The organism is Bacteroidota bacterium (assembly GCA_035506275.1).
Taxonomy (GTDB): Bacteria; Bacteroidota; Ignavibacteria; order UBA10030; family UBA8401; genus JAGVPT01.
The window spans coordinates 60,511-83,341 of record DATJPT010000008.1 but is presented as its reverse complement, the minus strand read 5'-3'; the positions used below and the strand labels follow the sequence as shown (position 1 = coordinate 83,341).

At 50.9% G+C, this 22,831-nt stretch carries 13 protein-coding genes; all 13 read left to right on the top strand.

Translation table 11 applies throughout. The features are described 5' to 3' along the window. Positions 1–130: 130 nt before the first annotated feature. Positions 131–1,348, top strand: a complete 1,218-nt coding sequence (locus VMF88_05775) for an ROK family transcriptional regulator (GenBank protein ID HTY10562.1) — start codon at positions 131–133, stop codon at positions 1,346–1,348. A gap of 440 nt (positions 1,349–1,788) precedes the next feature. Continuing rightward, positions 1,789–2,997, top strand: a complete 1,209-nt coding sequence (locus tag VMF88_05770) for an ROK family transcriptional regulator (protein ID HTY10561.1) — start codon at positions 1,789–1,791, stop codon at positions 2,995–2,997. A gap of 15 nt (positions 2,998–3,012) precedes the next feature. After that, positions 3,013–4,017 (top strand): ROK family protein, encoded by a 1,005-nt coding sequence (locus tag VMF88_05765; GenBank protein HTY10560.1) that lies wholly within the window; start codon positions 3,013–3,015, stop codon positions 4,015–4,017. Between the two features lie 118 nt (positions 4,018–4,135). After that, on the top strand, positions 4,136–7,078 hold the full coding sequence (locus VMF88_05760; GenBank protein HTY10559.1) for a TonB-dependent receptor: 2,943 nt from the start codon (positions 4,136–4,138) through the stop codon (positions 7,076–7,078). A 181-nt stretch (positions 7,079–7,259) separates the two neighbouring features. After that, positions 7,260–9,002 carry a T9SS type A sorting domain-containing protein gene (locus VMF88_05755; protein HTY10558.1) on the top strand — a complete coding sequence of 581 codons (1,743 nt, stop codon included), beginning with the start codon at positions 7,260–7,262 and terminating at the stop codon, positions 9,000–9,002. 235 nt (positions 9,003–9,237) lie between these two features. Further along, positions 9,238–10,626: a glycosyl hydrolase family 18 protein gene (locus tag VMF88_05750; GenBank protein HTY10557.1), complete on the top strand. Its 1,389-nt coding sequence runs from the start codon at positions 9,238–9,240 to the stop codon at positions 10,624–10,626. 24 nt (positions 10,627–10,650) lie between these two features. Then, a complete protein-coding gene (locus VMF88_05745) occupies positions 10,651–11,922 on the top strand; it encodes an MFS transporter (protein ID HTY10556.1) in 1,272 nt (423 codons plus the stop codon). Between the two features lie 32 nt (positions 11,923–11,954). Then, a complete protein-coding gene (locus VMF88_05740; protein ID HTY10555.1) occupies positions 11,955–13,112 on the top strand; it encodes a glycosyl hydrolase family 18 protein in 1,158 nt (385 codons plus the stop codon). 20 nt (positions 13,113–13,132) lie between these two features. Continuing rightward, a complete protein-coding gene (locus VMF88_05735; protein HTY10554.1) occupies positions 13,133–15,589 on the top strand; it encodes a N,N'-diacetylchitobiose phosphorylase in 2,457 nt (818 codons plus the stop codon). Further along, on the top strand, positions 15,579–17,927 hold the full coding sequence (locus VMF88_05730; protein ID HTY10553.1) for a glucosamine-6-phosphate deaminase: 2,349 nt from the start codon (positions 15,579–15,581) through the stop codon (positions 17,925–17,927). The genes VMF88_05735 and VMF88_05730 overlap by 11 nt, the downstream gene beginning before the upstream one ends. A 120-nt stretch (positions 17,928–18,047) precedes the next feature. Then, positions 18,048–18,854 (top strand): glucosamine-6-phosphate deaminase, encoded by an 807-nt coding sequence (gene nagB / locus VMF88_05725; protein ID HTY10552.1) that lies wholly within the window; start codon positions 18,048–18,050, stop codon positions 18,852–18,854. Between the two features lie 65 nt (positions 18,855–18,919). Next, positions 18,920–20,902, top strand: a complete 1,983-nt coding sequence (locus VMF88_05720) for a DUF4954 family protein (protein ID HTY10551.1) — start codon at positions 18,920–18,922, stop codon at positions 20,900–20,902. Positions 20,903–21,292: 390 nt separating this feature from the next. Further along, the gene (locus tag VMF88_05715; protein HTY10550.1) at positions 21,293–22,756 is read left to right on the top strand and encodes a hypothetical protein; all 1,464 of its coding nucleotides are present in this window, start codon (positions 21,293–21,295) and stop codon (positions 22,754–22,756) included. Positions 22,757–22,831 lie beyond the last annotated feature (75 nt).

Sequence of the window (22,831 nt, the reverse complement as noted above, 5' to 3'; positions counted from 1 at the left end):
TGATTTTTATCACATTTTCAGGTAGGTTTGTACCGTTCAACTCGTACCCATTTTATCTCTATGCGCCGGGCCAAATTCTTTGTGGGATGTCATTAGTCAACGATCATCGTTAATTCGGGAGCCCAATGAAGTGCGTGTTCTCCGTCTCGTGAGAGACAGCGGAGAAATCTCCCGCGTCGAAATTGCCAAGGCGTGCAATCTCAATAAAGCCTATGTTTCCGAAATTGTCGCCAAGCTGATTCAATCAGGATTCCTCGAAGAGACCGGTAAAACGGAGGCCAACGATAAAGTGGGGCGAAAAAGAATGCTTCTCCGGTTTCTCCCTCTTGCTGGACTCGTCGCCGGTGTCGACATCGGCATGACTCATGCGACTATCGTTCTCACCGACCTCAACGCGGCAGTCCTTCGGGAAAAAACCTTTGCCTATTCGCTCGAAACGCCCGCGAAAAAAGTTCTGTCGATTGCTGTTGATACGATCTCCTCTCTCCTTAAAGAAACACACACGCCGCAATCGCGCCTGGTCGGCATCGGCATAGGCGTCCAGGGTTTGATCGACTACAAAAACAATCTCCTCATGGTTTCGCACAACAAAAAATCATGGGAGGGGGAATCGCTGAGCGATGAGTTGGAAAGGGAGTACAAGGTGCCAGTGTACGTCGAGAACGACGTCAAAGCAATGACGCTCGGAGAATATTTGCTCGGTTCGGCCAAAGGGGTCAAGAATCTTGTCTATCTCTTTATCGGAGACGGCCTGGGGGCGGGCATCATGATCAACGGGCTTCTTCACCGGGGATTTACATCCAGCGCAGGAGAGATCGGATATGCCGAGCTTGAACCGGCGTTCTTTTACAAAGAACAATTCCCGCTTTTGTACAACGGTCAGTCTATCGTCGGTCAAATTCTAACCGATGCAAATATCATCGACGCATACCGAAGAAACGTATCGGATGCTCACAAAGGGGAGCTCTCTGCTCCCGATATCGCAAATAAGGCGCTCAATGGCGATAGAATTGCGCTCCGAATCTACGAAGAATGTGCGTCACTGCTCAGCAATATCAGCATCAATCTGATCAACACACTGAACCCGGAGCTTATTATTCTGGGGGGTAAACTTCCTCTTTTGTACCCGAAAATCGTCGAATTGGTGCGCGGTAATATTCACAAGGATTTGCTTTCTGTTCCTGCCGAAGCTGTTGTGGTCAAAGCTGCAACGAAGGGGGAAGAAGCCGTTGCATTGGGAGCAGCCGGCCTCGTGTTGTACGAAATGTTCGAACCTCTTCACACGATTTCACTCCACGCCTCCAGGATATCTTCATTCACGAGGCTCGAAGGAGCAGTTGCAGGCTGACTCGCACTCCCCCGAGATCGTTTGCATCCCCACCTATTTTATCTCCTATTCAACGCCGGCTCGTCAACACTAATCTCTTCTCGTTGCAGCTCCCACTGACATTTGGGTTTGAGTATCCGGAAATCACTGGTTTCTGACCCGGAGAGAATTTCTTCAGGTGATTTGGTCCGGTTGACTTGAGGGGGGGATTTTCCGTGCTTATTCACCCAAAAGTTCTATTTTCCGCAGACAAAAAATTGGCATAGAATTTAGGGAATGCCGAAAAATGTTCAAATTAATTAAAAAGTACTTGACAATTGGGTAATAAAGGTCTATTATCGCATTAGTTTGTTTATTCAACAAACTAATTAAATGGTTATATTGTGTCGGAAAGAGCTATTACGTGACACATTATTAGTTTGTTGAAACGATGAATTAAACCTGTTACCACCAACCTCTAAATGAAGAAGAGATACGACCAGATCACCAGCATCAATCCTAAGGTTGGTCGAAATATCAATAGAGCAATTATTCTCAACGCCGTTCGGGAAAAGCAGCCGATCTCACGCACTCGAATTTCTCAAATAACGGGACTCAACAAAAGCACGGTCTCGAACATTGTCTCATCTCTCCTGAAGGAGGATCTGATCATGGAGGAAATTGTGAGGAACCAGGTTGTCGGAAGAAATCCTTTGGACCTGAGCATCAAGCGTGAAAAGAATTTCGTCGGAGCGATTTACATCGATTCGGTCCATACGACTCTCGCCATCGTCGACATTGACGGTACGCTGATGAATAAAGTGATGATCGAAACAAAGTCCGGAGACCCCAAGGTCTTTATATCTTTTTGTCTCGACTCGTTGAAAAAAATGCACCTCGCATTACATTCCCGTCCCTTGCGGGGAATCGGAATTTCCGTCGCCGGCATCGTCGACTCAGTCCATTCGCGCGTCGCGTATTCGTCGAATCTTGGATGGCAGGATCTGGACATCGGTTCGATCGCCCAGGAGAAATGTCCGGAGATCGAGCTTGTGACGGTCGAGAATGATGCCAAAGCATCGGCCCTTGCAGAACTGATGCTGGGGAAGCATGGCATCGCATCGTCCAATTTTATTTTCCTTTCTATCGGTGCTGGCATCGGTGCTGGGATCGTTGTTGATAATCATATCCTCAGCGGCAACTCTCACGCCGCAGGAGAGTACGGACACATGACGCTCATCGAAGGAGGGGAGTCATGTTCATGCGGCAACAGAGGCTGCTGGGAAATGTATGCCTCGGACCGGGCGACGATACTTCATTACTTGAATCGCAGCGGTTCCGGGGATCAGCGCGTCGAAAAGATAGGGATGGACGATCTCACTGCGCTCGCGGTGGCCGGTAATACCAACGCGATTGAATCGCTGAAAAGGTCCGCGGAATACATCGGACTAGGCATTGCCAATATCATCCGCACTATCGACCCGCAAAATATCATCATCGGCGGATCGACAGTGAAAGCATGGGACATCATGTATCCGGTCATCATGGAGACGGTCAACAAGCGCGGTTTTTTCGGAAAGCAGCGCAACACGCTTGTGCTTCCGACATCCCTCTCCGAAAATCCGCCGCTTCTCGGTGCTGCCGCCCTGTCCATACGGAAAATATTCACTGATTTTAGGATCGCCATCTAATTGAATTCGGACTTCATGCACAACGAAACATTTACTCTCGGGATCGACATCGGCGGTACCAACACAGTGCTCGGCCTTGTCTCATGGAACGGAACCTGCGTTGAGAAAACAAGATTTTTCACCCAGGAATGTCCTTCCGTTGAAGATTTCAAAATGAAGCTCGTCGCGGGGATCTCCCAGCTTTCCCAGAAAAACGGGGCCGCGCGAAATATTTCCGGGATCGGAATTGCCGCGCCCGCCGCCCGGCACATCGATGGTACAATTCAGAGTCCCGCAAATCTTCAATGGGGGACCATTGACATTGTCAGACTGCTGAAACCATACTACAACGTTCCCGTCGTGCTCACGAACGACAGCAATGCCGCAGCGCTTGGCGAGATGAAGTTCGGGCTGGCACGGGGGATGAAAAATTTCGTTGTCATTACGATGGGAACCGGCCTGGGAGCCGGCATCGTCGTCGACGGCCGTTTGTTGTACGGAGAGAACGGCGTCGCGGGGGAACTCGGGCACATGACGATCGAGCCGGGGGGACGTCACTGCGGATGCAAGAGGCAAGGATGCGTCGAAACCTATGTGTCCGCATCGGGCATCCGCCGCACCGTTTTCGAGCTGCTCGCCGATTCTACTGAAGACTCTGAACTGCGGAAGATCAGCTTCAACGATCTTTCCGCGGAAACAATCTACGAGCTGGCCCGGAATGAAGATCCTGTCGCCGTGCAGGCATTCAACTTCACGGGGCGAATTCTCGGGCGTGTTCTCTCGAATACGGTCGCGGTGTTCGACCCCGAAGCGATTATCCTTTCCGGCGGTTTGATGCATGCCGGAAGGTTGCTCCTCGAACCGACCACGAAAGCGTATCATGAGAACGTCCTGAAACTCCACAAGAAGAAAGCGGTCATCCTCCAGTCACAATTGAAGGACGGCGAGGCAGCGATACTCGGAGCCAGTTCGTTGATCGGCGACGGTGGAGCGGTATCAGAAAATATTCCGGCATCGCCGACGATGTTTCAGGAAACCTAATGCCGGCTGACGCTTGTCATCGTGGTCAAGAGCCGGCGTTTTCAAACGTGATTCTATGTATTTATCAACAAGCCAAAGAGCCTTTTTCAATCCACGCAGACTATTGAAAGAGAATATTATGCTCAAGCGAACTATCATTATCGCCCTCTTCTTGTCATTGCTCTCAGCCCTGCAGAGCTCTCCGGCAGCAGCAGCACCGGAATCAAACATTACCGGTGTGGTGACGGACTCAAAGACTGGCGAAGTTCTCCCCGGGGCAACGATCGTACTTGCAGGAACGAGCCTCGGTGCATCGACAGACGTTGACGGCAAATTCATTATTCGGAATGTTCCTCCGGGAAGTTATACGCTTCGCATCACGTACATCGGATACGAAGCCGCGTCCTTGAATGCTCAGGTGGCGGGGGGAAAAGACCTTAACTTATTCTTCAAACTGAATAGTGTTGCGATTCAGGGCGAAGTGGTCGTCGTCACTGCGCAGGCTGCGGGACAAAACGAGGCTATTAACCAGCAGCTTTCATCACAGCAAATCGTCAGCGTTGTCTCGGCTGCCCGCATTCAGGAATTGCCGGATGCGAACGCCGCCGAGGCAATAGGCCGGCTTCCGGGTATCGCAGTGCTGAGAAGCGGCGGTGAAGGGAATGAGGTTGTCGTCCGCGGTTTACAGCCGAAGTACAATGCTATCACGATCGATGGCGTCCGCATGGCATCGTCGAACCCGAGCGACCGCAGCACCGATTTGAGCATGATCTCTCCGTATATGCTTGAGGGAATTGAAGTCACGAAAGCGAACACAGCTGACCAGGATGCGGATGTGCTCGGCGGCACAGTCAACTTCAAACTGAAACAAGCGACGAAGGAAGAAGGCGTAGGAGTCAATCTTATCGCTGAAGGAGGATACAACGGTTTGTCGGATGCAGTTAATCCGTACAACAACTACAAATATATCGCGAGCGTCGAAAGCCGTTTTTTTGAGGATCACAGCTTTGGAATTTTTGCACAGGCGGATTTAGAAAGGAGGAACCTCTCGTCGAATCAATATGGGGCCTCCTACACGCATTTAGGGAGCAGCACGACAGACTACATCACTCAGAGTTTGAACCTCGATGATGTTCCGAGAGACCGGCAGAGGGCCAATGCGACTGTTGTCATGGATTACCGGACTCCGGCCGGAAAGATTAGTTTGTCGAACTTTTTCAGCTCGGGGACGACGACAGTCGATGACCGGGGAGAGGTGTACGATATCCAGAATAATCTCCACGATTACTCCCTTGCCTATTCCAAGAGCACGGTGAATATCATCACGAACACGATTGACGCAGATCAGCAAGTGTCTATCTTCCACGTCGATGCGAAATTGTCGCATACCTATTCTGAAACGAACGACCCGGGCGATTGGACTGTCGGATTCAAACAAGCGTCCGCGGGTTTGGCGCCGTTCCTCAACGTTGCGAATTTGATTCCGCAGCAAATACCAAAGGCGGCGAGTGACGACCTTAGCTCCACATATCTCAACAGCCTTGTCTCGAGCAACAGTTTTTCAAAGGAACGGGCATTGACCGCTTCTCTGGATATGGATACTCCGATCAATATTGCGGATAAGCTGAGTGCCACGATAAAATTTGGCGGAAAATTCCGGTACCAGACCCGTGCGTACGACTATGACCAATACAGCGGTCAAGGACTGGGACTGACCAGCGCTGGATACGTCGACAAGCTGATCGCCGCTCATTTTCCATCGACTGCTCAATATGCCAATACCACGAGCATTCCGATGGGGCCGTTCGTCGATCCGAATTTTAAGTATGGAACGTTTCTCAGCGGAAATTATCCTATGATTTTTCCGTTGAACTACTCAATGCTTTCAGAAGTAGCTTCCTACGTGAAAAGTAACGCCTCGCTTATCCAGCAGAACAACGACGCTATCTCGTATTTTTACGACAACTTTAACTCCGCAACAAACGATTACGCTGGCCATGAAAATCAAAGCGCCGTTTATGCGATGACCACCATCAATGTCGGGTCGGATGTCACAGTGATCCCGGGTGTCCGGTTTCAGAACCTCCAGACAACGTATTCGGGAGCGCGCGGTATCCAAAGCACGGCGTCTGCAACGGGGGGAGGAGCGTATCAGCATTATGATACGACGCTCACCGTGAATCACGGTTATTGGCTCCCCGATGTCATGCTGCGCTATAAACCTCTGCCGTGGTTCGATGCCCGCTTTTCATACACGAATACCTTGGCGTATCCCGACTACAATGCTATTATACCGAGAATTGATATTGCAACAGGAGGCGCGATCAGTTGGAACAATTACCAGCTGTCGCCGTCGAGGTCTACAAATTATGACGGCTATCTTTCCTTTTACGACAACTCAATAGGATTATTTACGGTCGGCGGCTTTATCAAACAGATAGACAATCTTATCTATGCATGGAACTTTTACGCTTCAGGAGCCAGTGCGCTTCAATATTATCCGCCGTTTCTTTCAACTTCCGCACCCAACGGAGAGTACGACATCGCAACCTACGTGAACGATCCATACAGGATCAATAACTACGGCCTTGAGCTCGACTGGCAGACGCACTTCTGGTATTTGCCGCATCCCTTCGACGGATTAGTCATGAATGTCAACTTCACCCACATATATTCGAAAGCGAAATATCCGTATACGCTTGTTGAGAAAGTTGGCCGGCTGGTTCAGTACGTCGATACCGCTTTTACAGACCGCTTGCTCTTTCAGCCGGATAACATTGTGAACCTGTCGCTCGGATACGATTACGAAGGCTTTTCCATCCGCGTGTCCATGCTCTATCAGGCAAATATTTGGACCAATCCGAGCATTTGGCCGCAGTTGAAAGGTTCGACCTCCGCATACACGCGATGGGATCTTTCAGTCAAACAAGCCCTGCCATGGTACGGGCTGCAAGTGTACGGCGACCTCAATAATTTCAACAGTGCAAATGATATCAGTGTTATTCAGGCGGAGACGGGCGTCCCGAGTTCCGAGCAATCGTACGGCCTCACGGCCGACCTCGGTTTGCGCTGGCAGTTCTAAACGTGGTGAAGAAAACGATGTAGTGAGGCTAATGCCATGTTAAAAGATAAAACAAATCACAACGCACGATATGTTCAACAAACAATGGTTCCGCTTCAAGGGAGGTGATCACGGCAAATCTGTAGCAAGAGTGTCAAGTGGTAGATTCATCAATCATCTAAACAACAAAAGGAGAGCAGTTATGAAACGGATACTTACCGCAGCATTTTTTGCGACGATCATGGTGCTTGTAGTTCTAGCGCCGTGCCAGTTGTTCGCTGCAAACGATACCCTCGTTGTCTATGCTTCAGGTGCGACGCTGGATAAAGTGATCATGGGAGATACTACTGCCGCTGGTGTGAAAGTACACCATGTCTATAAACTCGTCTCCAGAGACACAACGTATATCTTTGATGCAACGATTACCACAAATGCAAATATAACTGTCTGGGGAGTGCCGGATCCATCGACCGGGAAGCTTCCCGTGATTCAGCCGGACGTTCTCCAGGATAACTCAATCCCCGGCGTTCTTTTCACGGTGAATGGAAACGGCCTTTCAGCGTCGCTCCAGAATCTGTACCTCCTCGGGATCGCAGTCAACAACGTTGTCAATTATGGCTCCGGGCAGGCGGTGCAGATTTCAGGCGACAATGTCCGGTTCGCAGCGAACAATGTTGTGTTTGAACAATGGTCGCAGTTCGCGGTCGGCTATGCCGGAAATTCTGATGATTTCATCATGACGAACTGTAAGTTCAGGAACATGACGACTGAGCCGAACCAGTGGTATGTCGGTGAGGTCCTTCGAAATGAAAATTACATCGGCGCATTTAAAACCGATTCAATTGTCATTAAGAACTGCACGATGCTCTTCGTCAGTGGCTATGCCACTGCGGCTACGGGCGGAATTGTGAATTACTACGAATTTTCACATAATGATGTCGTCTACACCTTCAAGAATCCATTTTTCCTCGATAGGATGGTGAACGCAAAATTCGACAACAATATCTTCTATGCGGCGTATGCCGGCGGTGAAAACAAGACGGAGTACGCAGGCTGGGATTCGTTCGATGCCAACACTGGGCCGTCGATTATTACGATGGGATTGCTCGACTCGACCACGGCGGCAATTCTCCTCGGTCATGCTTCGACCGGCAAAGGCGACCCCGCAGCTGAATTATTGAGGAAGGTCGAAGTCAAGAACAATGTGTACTTTTGGCCTTCGGGACTGACCTCGTTCTATACTGCCTGGAATGATACTGCTCATCTCGATTCAGTTTATACAACGCAATGGATGAACACTTCCACAGCCGCTTTCTTCGCGAACAGCACGCTGTGGCCGGGATTTGTCCAATCGGGAAATCAGAATGTTGATCCCGGGTTTGGCGCTTCCATAACCGGTGCGTTGAATCCAGGCACCGACAGTGCTAACGGAGCCGGGTTATTGGGCTGGTTCACGGCAGTCAGGACAGGGACCGGAACGACGGAGGTGTATGGATATGATCTGACCAAAGTCGGAACATCTGCGACCTGGGCTCCTGCATGGCCTCTCCCTGAAGCGAACGATCTGAAATACACCAATGCGTCGCTGAAAACCGGCGCGACGGATGGCGGCATTATCGGCGATCCGTATTGGTTCAATGGATTAACGGGCGTTGCAGCCGCACCGAAGACGCTTCCGCATTCCTTCTCGCTTTCCGAAGCGTATCCGAATCCTTTCAACCCGAGCACAAACATCCGTTACAGTCTCGCGAACGCAGGCAACGTGACGATGAGAGTGTACAATGTTCTTGGCCAGGTCGTGAAGACACTCGTGAACAGTGCTCATCAGGAAGCAGGCGAATACACATTGCATGTTGACATGTCCAACTTGACCAGCGGCGTGTACTTCTATTCTCTCGAGCAGGGAAATAACCGCCTCGTTCAAAAAATGATGTTGCTGAAGTAATAGTTGCTTTCTTTCATTCCTCCTACCATCACAGGGGGCGCCGTCAAACAGCGCCTCCTGTGATTGCGTATAAAAGCTCATCATTCCCGGTGAATGCAAGAACGACCGTGTGAATGTCGATATTGTAGAAGCGATAAAGCAGGGTCGGTCACCTGAAAAGTCGTTGACCTTCCATGCTGGCTAATCCCGGCCGCAAATCTTATGATTCTTGATCCCCATCGCTGATGACAACCGCATGAAGGTGCTCTTCCACAAGCTTGGCTGCGTTCTTTTGCTTTTGTCCTGCATTGCTATCACAGAACTACATAGCCAATACCGCGTCGTCGGATACTACCCGATGTGGGAACGGACGACGCTCCCCGCAACAGAAATTAGATTTACCTCCTTAACGCATATCATCCATGCGTTCGCATGGCCGAATGCAGACGGTACGATTTCCTCGGACGACAATGTCGTCGACACAGCGCTCATTAATACGACCCATCGCGCCGGACGCAAAATTCTTCTGTCGTATGGAGGCGCCGGAACGACACAAACGGACAATTACGCGACCGTGACTGCCGACTCGAACCTTCGAAAGACATTCATCAACAATATCGTCGCGCAGCTATCCACTGCGCATTATGACGGCGCCGACCTTGACTGGGAAGGGCCGGGAACCCTCGCTCAGAGGTCCAACGAGGCCCTTTTTGTGAAAGAGCTGCGTGCCGCCTTTCGAGCGGCCGATTCCTCATGGCTCATTACGATGGCCATCGGCGCGTCGGATTGGTCCGGACAATGGCGCGATTTTGCAACGCTTGAACAATACGTCGATTGGTTCAATGCAATGGAGTACGATTTTCATGGAAGCTGGAGCAGCATCGCCGGCCATAACGCTCCTCTGAATATCGGCAGCGACCCGAATACCGACCCCGATGCCTATTCGATCGTGGAAAGCATCCAGTATCTTGCGGGAACCCGTGCCATCCCGAAAAATAAAATTGTGCTCGGCCTACCGTTTTACGGAAAAATGTTCGGCACGTCGACTATCTATACTTCCTATGTTCAGGAAGAAGACCTTGCGTACCGGGACATCATGACGACGATTCAATCCGGGCAATGGACCTACGTTTGGGACAGCGGATCGGAAGCTCCATACTATACGTCGTCCCGTCCGGATGAGTTTATTACACTGGATGATTCGGCATCGATAGCGGTGAAGTGCCAATATGTGAAGACCCAAAGACTTTCGGGCGTGATGATATGGGAGATCAGCCAGGACGTGATTGGCACGACTCAGCCGCTGATGGATGTCATCGGGGATCAGATGGTACCCACCGAAGTTGCCGCGGGGCACGCGCCGCAAAATATTCCCGGCGGGTTTGTCCTTTACGATAATTTTCCGAATCCGTTCAATCCTTCGACCACGATTCAGTTTTTGCTGCCCGCGGCTGCGCACGTGACGATCAAGGTCTTTGATGTCCTCGGACGGGAGGTTGCGACTTTGCTCAACGAACAAAGAAATGCCGGAACTGGCAGTGTTCATTTCGAAGCTTCAACGCATGCGGTGGCAAGCGGCGTGTACTTCTACCGAATTCAGGCTGGATCGTTCGTGCAAACGAAAAAGATGATCCTCGTCCAATAGGCTCTTTGTTGAAAGAACTTCGTCATGTCAACCGATAACGAATCAAAGCCCCGGCATCCTGCACTCTGGGTGCCGACATTGTACACAGCCGAGGGACTGCCGTTCGTCGCAGTGAACATCGTCTCCGTCCTGATGTACAAAAGCATGGGAAAAACGGACGGCGAAATTGCCTTTTTTACGACGCTCGTCGCTCTTCCGTGGATGTTGAAACCGCTCTGGGGGCCGATCCTTGAAATGTTCAAGACGAAAAAGTATTTCGTCATTGCCACGCAGTTCATCGGCGGCGTGCTGTTCGGCATGCTCGCCCTGACGCTGCAGCTGCCGAGTTATTTCGAGTGGTCGCTCGTCCTCTTCGCCATTATCGCTTTTAACTTCGCGACGCACGATATTGCGGCCGACGGCGTCTATGTCAACGTCCTTTCGGACAAACAGCAATCGGAATATGTCGGTTGGCAGGGAGCATTCTATAACGTCGGCAAGATCCTCTCTCAGGGAGTTTTTGTCATCGTTGCCGGAACGCTGGAAAAGAGCATCGGCGTGGTTCCGGCATGGGGAACGGTGATGGGGATGTTTGCAGCCGTGCTCATCGTGCTCAGCCTGTATCACGCTAAGAACCTTCCGACAGGAGGAGCGTCGGGGAATGTCCGCTCGATAAAAGAGACGTTCGCGGCATTCGCCGATGTCGTAAAGACTTTTTTCGAGAAGAAATATATATGGTGGGGGATCATTTTCCTCGTCTTGTATCGATTCGCGGAGGGACAGGCCATTAAAATCGTTCCGCTCTTCATGCGCGCAGCACGCGAGCACGGGGGGCTCGGTCTTTCAACGGAAGAGATAGGCTTGTTGTACGGATTTTTCCCGCCGCTTGCGTTCATTCTTGGCTCGGTGCTGTCCGGATACTTCACCGCGAATCGGGGGCTGCGCAAATCGTTGTTCATCCTTTGCTGCTTCTTTAACATTCCTTTTGTTGTCTATACGTTTCTTGCGATCGCCCAGCCGGCCAACTTCTACGTGATTGAATCCGCCGTTGTTTTCGAGTATTTCGGCTACGGCTTCGGATTCATCGGGTTGACGTTGTTCATGATGCAGCAGATAGCCCCCGGAAAATACAAGATGGCGCATTACGCGTTTGCGACGGCATTGATGGCTCTCGGGTTCAACATCCCCTCGATGCTGAGCGGCTTCTTAAGCGATCTTTTAGGGTATAAGGATTTCTTCATTTGGGTCATCATAGCGACGATCCCGTCGTTTTTGGCGACATGGTTCGTTCCGTTCCGTGAGATCCAAGAATCGTAAAAACCATGCCAGGGATTTTCAGAGAGTAAACCATGAAATCAAAGTGCTTTGCCTATCACCCGCTTCTGCTTATTGCGTTTCTTTTTGCTTCCGCCATTGGACAGCAAAAAGAGGTCGTCGGTTATTTCCCGTCCTGGAATTGGGAGCATAAAAATGCTTTGATGACGTATGATAAAATTCCCTTCAAGAAAGTAACGATCATCGACTATGCTTTTTGGCATCCGCTGCTCGATGGCACGATTGCAGGGATCAATCCGCGGGGCGACAGTCTCATATTGATCGGCGGCGGAGACAAGCCGTCTCTCGTCGATCTTGCCCACGAAAACAAGGTCAAAGTGATGCTTTCGATCGGCGGATGGGGGGATTCAGAGAATTTCCCGGCGGTCGCTTCGACGCAGGAGCTGCGCACAACATTCGCCCATGCATGCCTCGATGCGGTCAGGAAATTCGATTTCGACGGCATCGATATCGACTGGGAATATCCCGGCTATGCAGAGCACAACGGAACGCCTGCCGACCGGACAAATTCAACTGCTTTGTTCAGGACTCTCCGCGATAGCCTCGGTGCTTACGGTTCGCAGGTACACAAAAAATTATTCCTTTCTGCGGCTCTTGCCGCCACTGCCGAGCATCTTTCTGGTTACGAAGTGGAGAAGCTGATCCCTATTCTCGACATGTTCAATGTGATGACGTACGACTATAACGGCTCGTGGTCTCCCCGCAGCGGGCACAATTCGCCCCTTTACGCCTCGAGCGAGGCAGACAGTGTGTCGAATATCGAGGCTACGTTCAAGCTGTTCACTGAAGGGTTCCATGTTCCGGCTTCACAGATCAATCTGGGAGTACCGTTCTACGGCCATGCGTTTGCGCAGTGTACGATGGTGGGCGGCGAATATCATGGAGTCGACACAACGCTCTTTCCCGGCGGCGATGCGGACTACTATTCCATCGTCCAGTATTCCGGCATGTACAGGCATTGGGATGATAAAGCAAAAGTCCCGTATCTTGTCGTCCCGTCGACGAAGACTTTCGTATCGTATGACGACGAGGAATCGATCACATATAAAGCACACTATGTTGTCGACCACCATGCGCGCGGCGTGATTATTTGGGAGATCACCGCAGATTATTTGACGGACGGGAGGACCCCATTATTGGACGCTCTGTATACGACATTTTCATCACAGTGAGCTCATGAACAAGGAGAATCATGCAGTACGGTTATTTTGATAACACAACTTTTGAGTACGTGATCGACCGGCCGGACGTTCCGGTGTCTTGGACGAACTACCTCGGCGTGAGGGACCTGTGCACCGTCATTTCTCATAATGCAGGCGGCTATTCATTCTATAAGAACGCCGAGCATCATCGCATTACCCGATTTCGCCAGAATGGCGTGCCGTTGGATCGGCCCGGACACTACGTCTATATCAGAGATGATGAAACCGGCGAGTTCTGGTCAATCTCCTGGCAGCCGACCGGAAAGGATCTGGCGAAGGCGAAATATGAGTGCAGGCACGGGCTCTCGTACTCAAAATTCATCAGCGACTATCAGGGCATTCGTGCAGAGCAGACGATCTTCATTCCGGTTGACGACGATGTCGAGCTATGGGATGTGAAAATCAAGAATACTGACGGCAAGCCGAGAAAGCTCAGTATCTTTTCTTACGTTGAATTTTCTTTCCATCACATCGAGATCGACAATCAGAATCTCCAGATGTCCCTGTATGCCAGCGGGTCCAATTATGCTGACGGCATCATTGAATATGACTTTTTTTATGAACCGTGGACATACCATTATTTTACTTCAAATGTCACCCCTGACGGGTATGATTGTGTCCGCGACCGATTTCTCGGTGCGTACCGGACAGAAACAAATCCTCTTGCCGTCGAACGGGGGAGCTGCAGCGGCAGCACCGAGTTGGGCGGCAATCACTGCGGCGCACTTCATAAGAAGCTGACACTGAAGCCCGGTGAAGAGTCACGGCTCGTTTTTATGCTGGGTGTGGGCTCGCGCGCTGAAGGAAAACAAATGAGGGGAAAATATTCCAACCCAAAGAATGTCGAGGACGCCTTCAACGAGCTTGCAATGTACTGGAGGCGCAAACAATCGGTCTTCAAGTGCACAACGCCGAGCGAGGGCTTCGATACGATGATCAATGCCTGGACGCTCTTCCAGGCCGAGACATGCGTCGTCTGGTCCCGTTTCGCTTCATTCGTCGAGGTGGGAGGACGGACGGGTCTTGGGTATCGAGACACTTCACAAGACGTGATGGCTGTTCCGCATACGAATCCGGCGAAAGTCAAACAGCGGATCGTCGAGCTTCTTCACGGCCAGGTGAGCAGGGGGTATGGTCTGCACCTTTTTGATCCTGAAGTCTTTGCTCCACAAGAAGCAAAACTTCCGGGCGTGAAGCTTCCCACCGTAGTGCCCACGCCGGCCGCGAGCGATATCATCCACGGCATGGAAGATGTTTGTTCCGATGATGCACTCTGGATCATCGCTTCCATCTGCGAATTTGTGAAAGAGACCGGCGACACAAAATTCTTCGACCTCGTCGTTCCGTTTGCCGACAAGGGGGAAGGAACGGTGTACGAGCACATGAAGCGCTCGCTCGATTTCTCAGCCGAACAGACCGCCGCGAACGGCATTTGCCTCGGACTCCGCGCGGACTGGAACGACTGCTTGAACCTCGGCGGCGGCCAGAGCGCGATGGTGTCATTCATGCATTTCTGGGCGCTGAAAGAGTTTATCGCCGCCGCTGAATTTCTGGGCCGTTCAGATGATGTGATACGCTATTCAGCCATGGCTGAGAAAGTCCGGCAGGCATGCGAGAAAGAATTGTGGGATGGGGAGTGGTACATCCGCGGAGTTACCAAGAAGGGGATCAAGATCGGAACCGACAAGAATACCGAGGGGAAGATTTTTTTGGAAAGCAACAGCTGGGCGGTGCTTTCCGGAGCAGCGTCGGAAGAACGGGGAAGAAAATGCATGGATTCGATCCACAAATATTTAGCATCGCCGTACGGCATTCACCTTTGTTGGCCGACATATTCTGAACCGAACGACGATATCGGATATTTGACCAGGGTCTATAAGGGGATCAAAGAGAACGGGGCAATTTTCAGTCACCCGAACCCATGGGCGATGATCGCCGAATGTAAGCTCGGCAGAGGAACGCTCGCGATGAAGTTGTATAACGACCTCCTCCCATACAATCAGAACGACAAGATCGAGGTTCGGGAGTCAGAACCGTACTCGTACTGTCAGTTCATTATGGGGAAAGATCATACGGCATACGGAAGAGCGCGTCATCCATGGCTTACGGGGAGCGCCGGCTGGGCATACACTGCAGCGACTAAGTGGATTCTCGGCGTTCGCCCCGATTTTGATTCATTGATAATCGATCCATGTATTCCGAAGGACTGGAAGGAATTTGAGGTGACGAGAAAGTGGCGCGGCACGACATATAAAATTAGGGTCAAAAATCCGGACGGAGTAGAGAAGGGTGTCCGTTCAATTGTTCTGGATGGAAAAGAGATGAGCGGCCCCGTTGCGCCAAAGGATGCCGGCTCGTCCCATGAAGTCATTGTAACGATGGGAAATAGCGGAAAGATCGGGAAAATATTTGAAAGGAAAGGAAAAGGAGCGGCATATGGTGTATGATGGGACATCGTCGGTAGAGGCAGTAGAACTAGCTCGTATCAATCGGAAGCTCCGGTATTCGCCGACGGAGAAAATCGATGTGATCGAGGTGGATAATTTTCCGCTTTTGGGGAAGCTCTCGGCGTTTCGGTTCATCGAGTGGGTTCAGAAGAACCCAGGCGGAGTGATCTCACTTCCGACCGGGAAGACGCCCGAACACTTCATCAAATGGGTGACCCGGATCCTTGAGCGCTGGGAGACAAAAGAGGTCCAGTCAATGCTTGCATCCTATGGTATTGAGTCCTCAAAGCGCCCGGAGATGGAGAGCCTCTCGTTTGTGCAGATCGATGAGTTCTATCCGATCGATTCCCAGCAGCACAACAGCTTCAATCATTATGTCAGAAAGTATTATATCGATGGGTTTGGGCTCTCGATCGATAAGGCGCTGCTGATCGATACGACACGGTTGGGGATCCCCATGGGGAAGACGATGGCCGAGGTATTTCCGGACGGCGTGGTCGACCTTTCGTTGAGAGTGCGGCAGACGAGGACGGAACTGGAGAGCTTGCAGCGCGATACGATCAACCGAGTGGATTGGTTCTGCATGGAATACGAGCGGAAGATCCGCGAGATGGGGGGGATAGGGTTCTTTCTCGGCGGTATCGGTCCTGACGGGCATATCGCATTCAACGTCCGAGGTTCGAGCTTTTATTCGGTGACAAGGCTGACCGGGACCAACTATGAGACGCAGGCAGCGGCAGCCACGGACCTCGGGGGGATAGAGATCGCCCGGAAGCGCTTGGTGATCACGATCGGGCTATCGACGATCACCTATAACCCTACCTCAACGGCGATCATCATTGCAGCCGGAGATGCCAAGGCGCAGATCGTGCGCCAGGCGATCGAGGAAGATAAGGGGCCTCAATACCCGGCAAGTGTGCTTCAGAACTTAAAGCATGCGAGGTTCTACCTCTCGAAGGGGGCGGCAAGCCTGTTGAGTGAACGCCGGTATCTGAGTTTGGTCGAACGAGAGAAGGTGGAGGACGACATTGCCGACGATATTGTGATCGGCCTGGCGCTCCAGTTCAGGAAGCCCCTGACCGAGCTGAGCCAGGAGGATTTTAAGTATGACCGTTGTTCTTCCGAGCTTCTGAAACGCAGCGGGCGTTCCCACAGCGAACTTTCGCGCCAAGCACGCGAGCGCTTGATCAAGAAGATCGAAAAAGGGCTCCAGAGTGTTACCCAGACGACGTTCTTTCATACCGAGCCGCATCATGACGATATCATGCTCGGATATCTGCCATATCTTTATCACCTGGTACGCGATGCCACGAACCATCATTATTTTGCCAATTTGACCTCCGGGTTCACAGCTGTTTCAAACGCGTATTTTTTGTCGATCGTTCAAAAGCTCAGGCATTACATAGAGCATGGCGATTTTACATCGCTTCTTGCAAAGGGGTATTTTGAGGTAGAGAACGAGGCCAAGCGGATCGAAGATATGTATTTGTTCTTAGACGGGAGTGCGGAGCGCTCCGAGGAGCGCAAGAATGAGGCCGAGGCCCGCCGGATGCTCAGAAACCTGATCGAGGTGTACGGCACCACGGAGCTTGATCAGATACGGGCCCGGGCGAAGAATTTGGAAGAATACCTCTTGGGGCAGTATCCGGGGGCGAAGGACCCGGCCGATATCCAGACGCTGAAAGGGATGCTCCGGGAGTGGGAGGTGGAGCTTCTGTGGGCGTATTTTGGGATCGAGCCGACGGCCATTCATCCTCTGCGTTTGGGGTTCTACCGTGGGGATATCTTCTCGGAAGAGCCGAAGGTGGACAGGGATGTGCTTCCGATCTACGAGTTAATGAAGAAGCTCAGGCCGAATGTGGTGACGGTTGCTCTGGACCCGGAGGGGAGCGGACCGGACACGCACTATAAGGTGCTCATGGCGGTGGCTGAAGCCTTGAGGATGTATGAGAAGGAGAGCAGGGACTCGTCGGTCCGTGTGTGGGGATACCGGAATGTCTGGTATCGGTTCAAGGCTGCGGAGGCCGATGTGATTGTGCCGGCCTCGCTCAACACGTTGTCATTGATGAACACGGCGTTTATGAACTGTTTTGGGTCGCAGAGTGCGGCTTCGTTCCCGAGTTACGAATACGACGGCCCGTTCTCAGAGCTGGCGCAGAAGATCATGGTCGAGCAGTATGACATGGTGAAGACCTGTTTGGGGAGAGAGTATTTCCATAAGCATGCGCATCCGCGCCTTCGGGCAGCACGCGGGTTGATCTTTCTCAAGGATCTGAAGCTCCAGGACTTTTATCAAAAGGTCAGAGACTTAAAAAAAGTAACAGAATCAAGCAACTGACGGCGCCCCCTTTCGATTCCGTCGGCTTCCGTCAGGCGCACGGCGCCGCGATGAGTCTGCTGCTCTCATTTCCTCAATCAACATACAATCCGTCAACCGTAAACGAAGGAGGTAGTATACATGAGGATCATCATCGAACAAAGTGCGGAAGCCATGAGCAACTGGGCGGCGACATACATCATCAACAAGATTAATAAATTCAAACCGACCGCTCAAAAACCATTTGTCCTGGGATTGCCTACCGGCAGCACTCCGATCGGCACGTATCAACAGCTTGCAAAGTATCACAAGCAAGGAAAAGTGTCGTTTAAGAATGTAGTCACTTTTAACATGGATGAGTATATCGGGCTTGCTGAAACACACCCCGAAAGTTACCACTACTTTATGCATCATCATCTGTTCCAGCATATAGATATTCCTGCTGGCAACATCAATATTCTCAACGGCAACGCCCCCGATCTGGAGCAAGAATGTAAACGGTACGAAGAAAAAATAAAATCGTACGGCGGTATTCACCTGTTCATGGGGGGTATCGGCCCGGATGGCCATATTGCGTTCAACGAGCCGGGGTCGTCGCTCACCTCCCGCACGCGCGTCAAAACGCTCACCTATGACACGCTTAAAGCTAATTCGCGGTTTTTTGAGAACGATATCAATAAGGTTCCGAAAACTGCCCTCACCGTCGGTGTCGGGACTATCATGGATGCGGATGAAGTCATGATCCTCATCAATGGATACGGAAAGGCAAGGGCTTTGAGACAGTGTGTTGAAGAGGGGGTCAATCACTTTTGGACCGTCTCAATGCTTCAATTGCATAAACACGGGATTATTGTCTGCGATGACGATTCGACGATGGAACTGAGAGTGAGTACGGTCAGATATTTTAAGGACATTGAAAAAGAGCACCTAAACCTAGCATTGGAATAATAAAATTCACCGTGAGCCGCTCAAGCCAATGAGCGGCTCGCTTGCTTTAGGAAGGCATACCGGACATGGAATCGAGAACATTATCACGGAAGGAAATAGACGAGCTGGAAGCGCGCGGGTGTCAGGCCGGTGATTGGAGCCAAATCCTCGTCAAGGAACCTTTTGATATCAAAAGATTTAGAAACGTCTCGTTCAGCGGCGCCGTGGAGCTTGGTGCTTTTACCGCGAAAGTGAAATTGTCCAGCGGTATCGAACAAAACTGCGGACTATACCATTGCCAGATCCATAATTGCTCGATCGGGAGCAATAGTTATCTGTCAAACGTGGCATACCTTGGAAATTATCTTCTTGAAGACAATGTTGTCATCGAAAATTGCGGCCCGGTGATGGTCGTCGGGACGTCGTCGTTCGGCAACGGTGTCGAGATCGATGTGTTAAACGAGGGGGGCGGCCGGAGCCTGAAAATATTTGATTGCCTCTCCGCTCAAATGGCGTACTTCATTGTCTTCTACAGACACCATTCAGCGCTGATCGACAAGCTCAATGAAATTATCGACGGCTACACCAAAACAAGGACGGCGTCAAGGGGAACGATCGGAACGGGCGCTCGGATTAGCGGCGCGGGAAGGATAACAAACGTCGCGGTTGGGCCGTTCGCGATCATCGACGGAGCACTGACGCTCGAAGAGGGAACCGTCCAAAGTTCAGCCCTGGCTCCGGTGTACATAGGAACCGGCGTCATAGCGAAAAAATTCATTGTTCTGTCCGGCTCGAAAGCAGATCAGTCCGCTATTCTGGAAAAATGCTTTGTCGGCCAAAGCGTAAAAGTCGGCAAACAATTTTCTGCTGAGAACTCTGCGTTCTTTTGCAATTCGGAACTATTTCACGGCGAAGGATGCTCTGCCTTTGCCGGCCCTTACACCGTTTCACACCATAAGTCGACCCTTTTGATCGCAGGTTTCTTTTCGTTCTATAATGCCGGCAGCGGATCGAATCAAAGTAACCACATGTATAAACTCGGTCCGGTTCATCAAGGAGTTCTTGAACGGGGATCGAAGACAGGTTCGTTCAGTTATTTGTCATGGGAGAACCGCGTCGGCGCGTTCAGCACCGTGATCGGCAAGAATTACGCAAATTTCGATACCACCGACCTTCCGTTTTCTCTTATCAGGGAGAGCGGAGGAAAAACCGTGTGCATCCCGGGGTGGAGTTTCTTCACGGTCGGCGTAAAGCGGGACGGCATGAAATGGCCGGGCCGCGACGGCCGAAAAGACGCGAAACGCGATCTTATACATTTTCAAGTTCTTTCCCCGTTTGTGATCGGGAAAATGCTCCGCGGGATCCAGTTGCTGAACGACCTCGCAAAAAGTGCTTCAGACGGCCAGGAGACGCTGAACTTCGGCGGTGTTCTCATTCAGAAGAAAGTTGTAAACACTGCTTGCGAGTGTTACGAAACGGCTATTAGAATGTTTATCGGCGATTGCCTAGGCAGGAAACTTGACGAGCTGAAAAATTGCACGACGCTCAACGAGGTCCGCAGCGCGCTTTCCCGGACCGTTGACAACGATCTGGTAAAATGGGTTGATGTCAACGGCCTCATGGCGCCGGAATCGGTCATTGCCGAATTTGTTGGCAACGTTGCCGGCGGGAAGATCAACGATATCAAGAGTTTCGATGATGAGCTGTTGAAGATTCATGCAAAGTACGATGAATATGAATGGAACTGGTGCGCCCGACTGATCGAAACCCGGTCTCATATCTCGATGAGGGAGATGACAGCCGCCACACTCGTCTCTCTCATCGAAGAATGGAAGGCGGCATCCGACAAATACAATGTGATGGTCCTTGATGATGCCCGAAAGGAGTTCGATGTCCAGTCAAAAATTAGCTATGGAATCGACGGCGGCGCATCCGTACGGGATGCGGATTTTTCCGCTGTTCGCGGGACGTACGACGGCAACAGTTTCGTGAAAGGAATCAAAGAAGATTCCGTTAGGGTTGAAGCGAGAGCGAAAGCTCTGATTGATCTTATCAAGCGGTTGAACTGATATCTGATATTGGCGGATCAATTCGTGCTTATTGGAAAAGGGGTGCGGCAGTCAGCTCGGTGATGAACGTCGAGCTGAAGAACGAAATTGCTTTATTTCATCGTAATTCGCCTATTTCCTTCTGTCGGGCTTTCGCCCTAAGTAATTGATGATTGTAGAAACTCCGGCAAAAAGCGATAATCGTTGAGACCTGAATTCTATCGCTGGCCGAAAACGTTCCCTTGGTTGGCTTCGAATCTGTTCTCCCTCCAAAATCCCAGAGAAAAATAAGGTTGAATCGTAACTATCTGGTTAGTACCTTGAGTGCCAGCCTCAATTTTGGCAGTGATAGGTAGTTCTCATTACACTCTATCCCGCATTTGACTTTTTTAAGTATCCACGATTGTTTGGATGAATAGTCGGCCGCGCTTGTATTCCAGCATCATTCTTATGCTCTCCGCTCTTCTCGTTGCACGTGAAGGATGGGCCGATGGTGGACTATCCCAAAAAAGCAAAAAAGAGGAGTTGAAGGAAGAGCGTCAGGAGCAAAAAGAGCGCAATCGAATAAAGGCCTCGGGCATTCTCTTGATGTCGGTGTGGAAGTACACGTACAGTTTTGGGAAACCCGATAAGAAAGGGTTCGAAATCTCCTCCTCCAGGTACAACCCCGACGGATATAAGACCGAAGAAACAGTCTACAATCCGAATGACGGATCGGTTCTTGTAAAGACGAATTACCGGTACAACGAGGGCGGGAAGCTAATCGAAGAGACGACGACCAAGGGGGATGCGAAAACCAAAATCATCTATCGTTATGATTCAGCCGGAAACAAGAAGGAGACGGTTGCGTACAAACAGGATGGAACGGTTGACCGGAAAAGCGTCTATTTTTACGACAGTGAAAACAATATGGTTGAAAACAGGGGATATCTTTCCGACGGGAGAATTTTCTCGAAAGACCTGTTCACGTATGATTCAACCGGCAATGTCGTCGAGCAGCTCAACAGCATTTCCCGCTTCACCTATGCCTATGACGATGACGGCAATATGACCGAAATGATCAAGTACGGAAGGGATTTTAATAACGTCGATTCGGCGGTCTATAATTTGGCGGATAGGGTTGCCTTTGTCTATGACAGTCTCGGAAATTTATCGAGCGAGTATGTCTATAAGCCGGACAGCAGCCTGAAGGCGAGATCCACCTTTACGTATGACCGAAGAGGGAATTTGGTTTCTGAGGTGGATTACTCCGGGGACGGGCATGTCAACTATAGCGCTGCATATATCTACAACAAACGGGGGGATCTTGTTGAGGAATCGGGTGTTGAGAAAGAGCGCCCCTTCAAGAGCATCTACAAATATGACCGCAAAGGGAACAAGAAAGAATGGATCGTATTCGACCAGGTGAATGAGCCGAAGACCCTCCAGAAGTATTTGTACGAGAAATATTCCTCCGAGACAAACCCGGAGTTTCCGGATTCGAGTATCCAGGCAGATTACGTTCAGCCGGATACGTCGGAGACTCATGGCATCAATGAGGATCTTTTTCAATTCCTCGGGTGCCGAATTATTGCCTCCGACGGTGCATATCTGGGTTTGGTCTGGGCTGATACCTCCCATCCGCACTCGATCGTCAATCCATGGGGGCAATACGGGTTTGAGGGCTCTCCCACCAGTATTTTTAATCCGAACTGTCCATACGGAGGGTTAAAAGGAGTGTTTAGCCCGTTCAACAAGAGTTGTCCGAGCCCCCCTTCGCTGTATCGCGAGGGGAAATTTGTTTCATACCTCAGCGACAATACCTCGTTCAGTCCCCGCGTGCCCGCCTCGCGGTTGATGACGTTTCTTATGCAGCAGGCGAAATCAAAAGAGTGACGACGCGATTTTGCACGCTTGGCCTCCGGTTGCGTTCCCATCAAAAGTTTGCTATCTTTTTAATCACTGTTCAAT

Bases quoted from the DNA above. Each gene is read 5' to 3' on its own strand.
- VMF88_05770 (HTY10561.1), top strand. From the start codon at position 1,789: ATGAAGAAGAGATACGACCAGATCACCAGCATCAATCCTAAGGTTGGT.
- VMF88_05765 (HTY10560.1), top strand. From the start codon at position 3,013: ATGCACAACGAAACATTTACTCTCGGGATCGACATCGGCGGTACCAAC.
- VMF88_05760 (HTY10559.1), top strand. From the start codon at position 4,136: ATGCTCAAGCGAACTATCATTATCGCCCTCTTCTTGTCATTGCTCTCA.
- VMF88_05755 (HTY10558.1), top strand. From the start codon at position 7,260: ATGAAACGGATACTTACCGCAGCATTTTTTGCGACGATCATGGTGCTT.
- VMF88_05750 (HTY10557.1), top strand. From the start codon at position 9,238: ATGAAGGTGCTCTTCCACAAGCTTGGCTGCGTTCTTTTGCTTTTGTCC.
- VMF88_05745 (HTY10556.1), top strand. From the start codon at position 10,651: ATGTCAACCGATAACGAATCAAAGCCCCGGCATCCTGCACTCTGGGTG.
- VMF88_05740 (HTY10555.1), top strand. From the start codon at position 11,955: ATGAAATCAAAGTGCTTTGCCTATCACCCGCTTCTGCTTATTGCGTTT.
- VMF88_05735 (HTY10554.1), top strand. From the start codon at position 13,133: ATGCAGTACGGTTATTTTGATAACACAACTTTTGAGTACGTGATCGAC.
- VMF88_05730 (HTY10553.1), top strand. From the start codon at position 15,579: ATGGTGTATGATGGGACATCGTCGGTAGAGGCAGTAGAACTAGCTCGT.
- nagB (HTY10552.1), top strand. From the start codon at position 18,048: ATGAGGATCATCATCGAACAAAGTGCGGAAGCCATGAGCAACTGGGCG.
- VMF88_05720 (HTY10551.1), top strand. From the start codon at position 18,920: ATGGAATCGAGAACATTATCACGGAAGGAAATAGACGAGCTGGAAGCG.
- VMF88_05715 (HTY10550.1), top strand. From the start codon at position 21,293: ATGAATAGTCGGCCGCGCTTGTATTCCAGCATCATTCTTATGCTCTCC.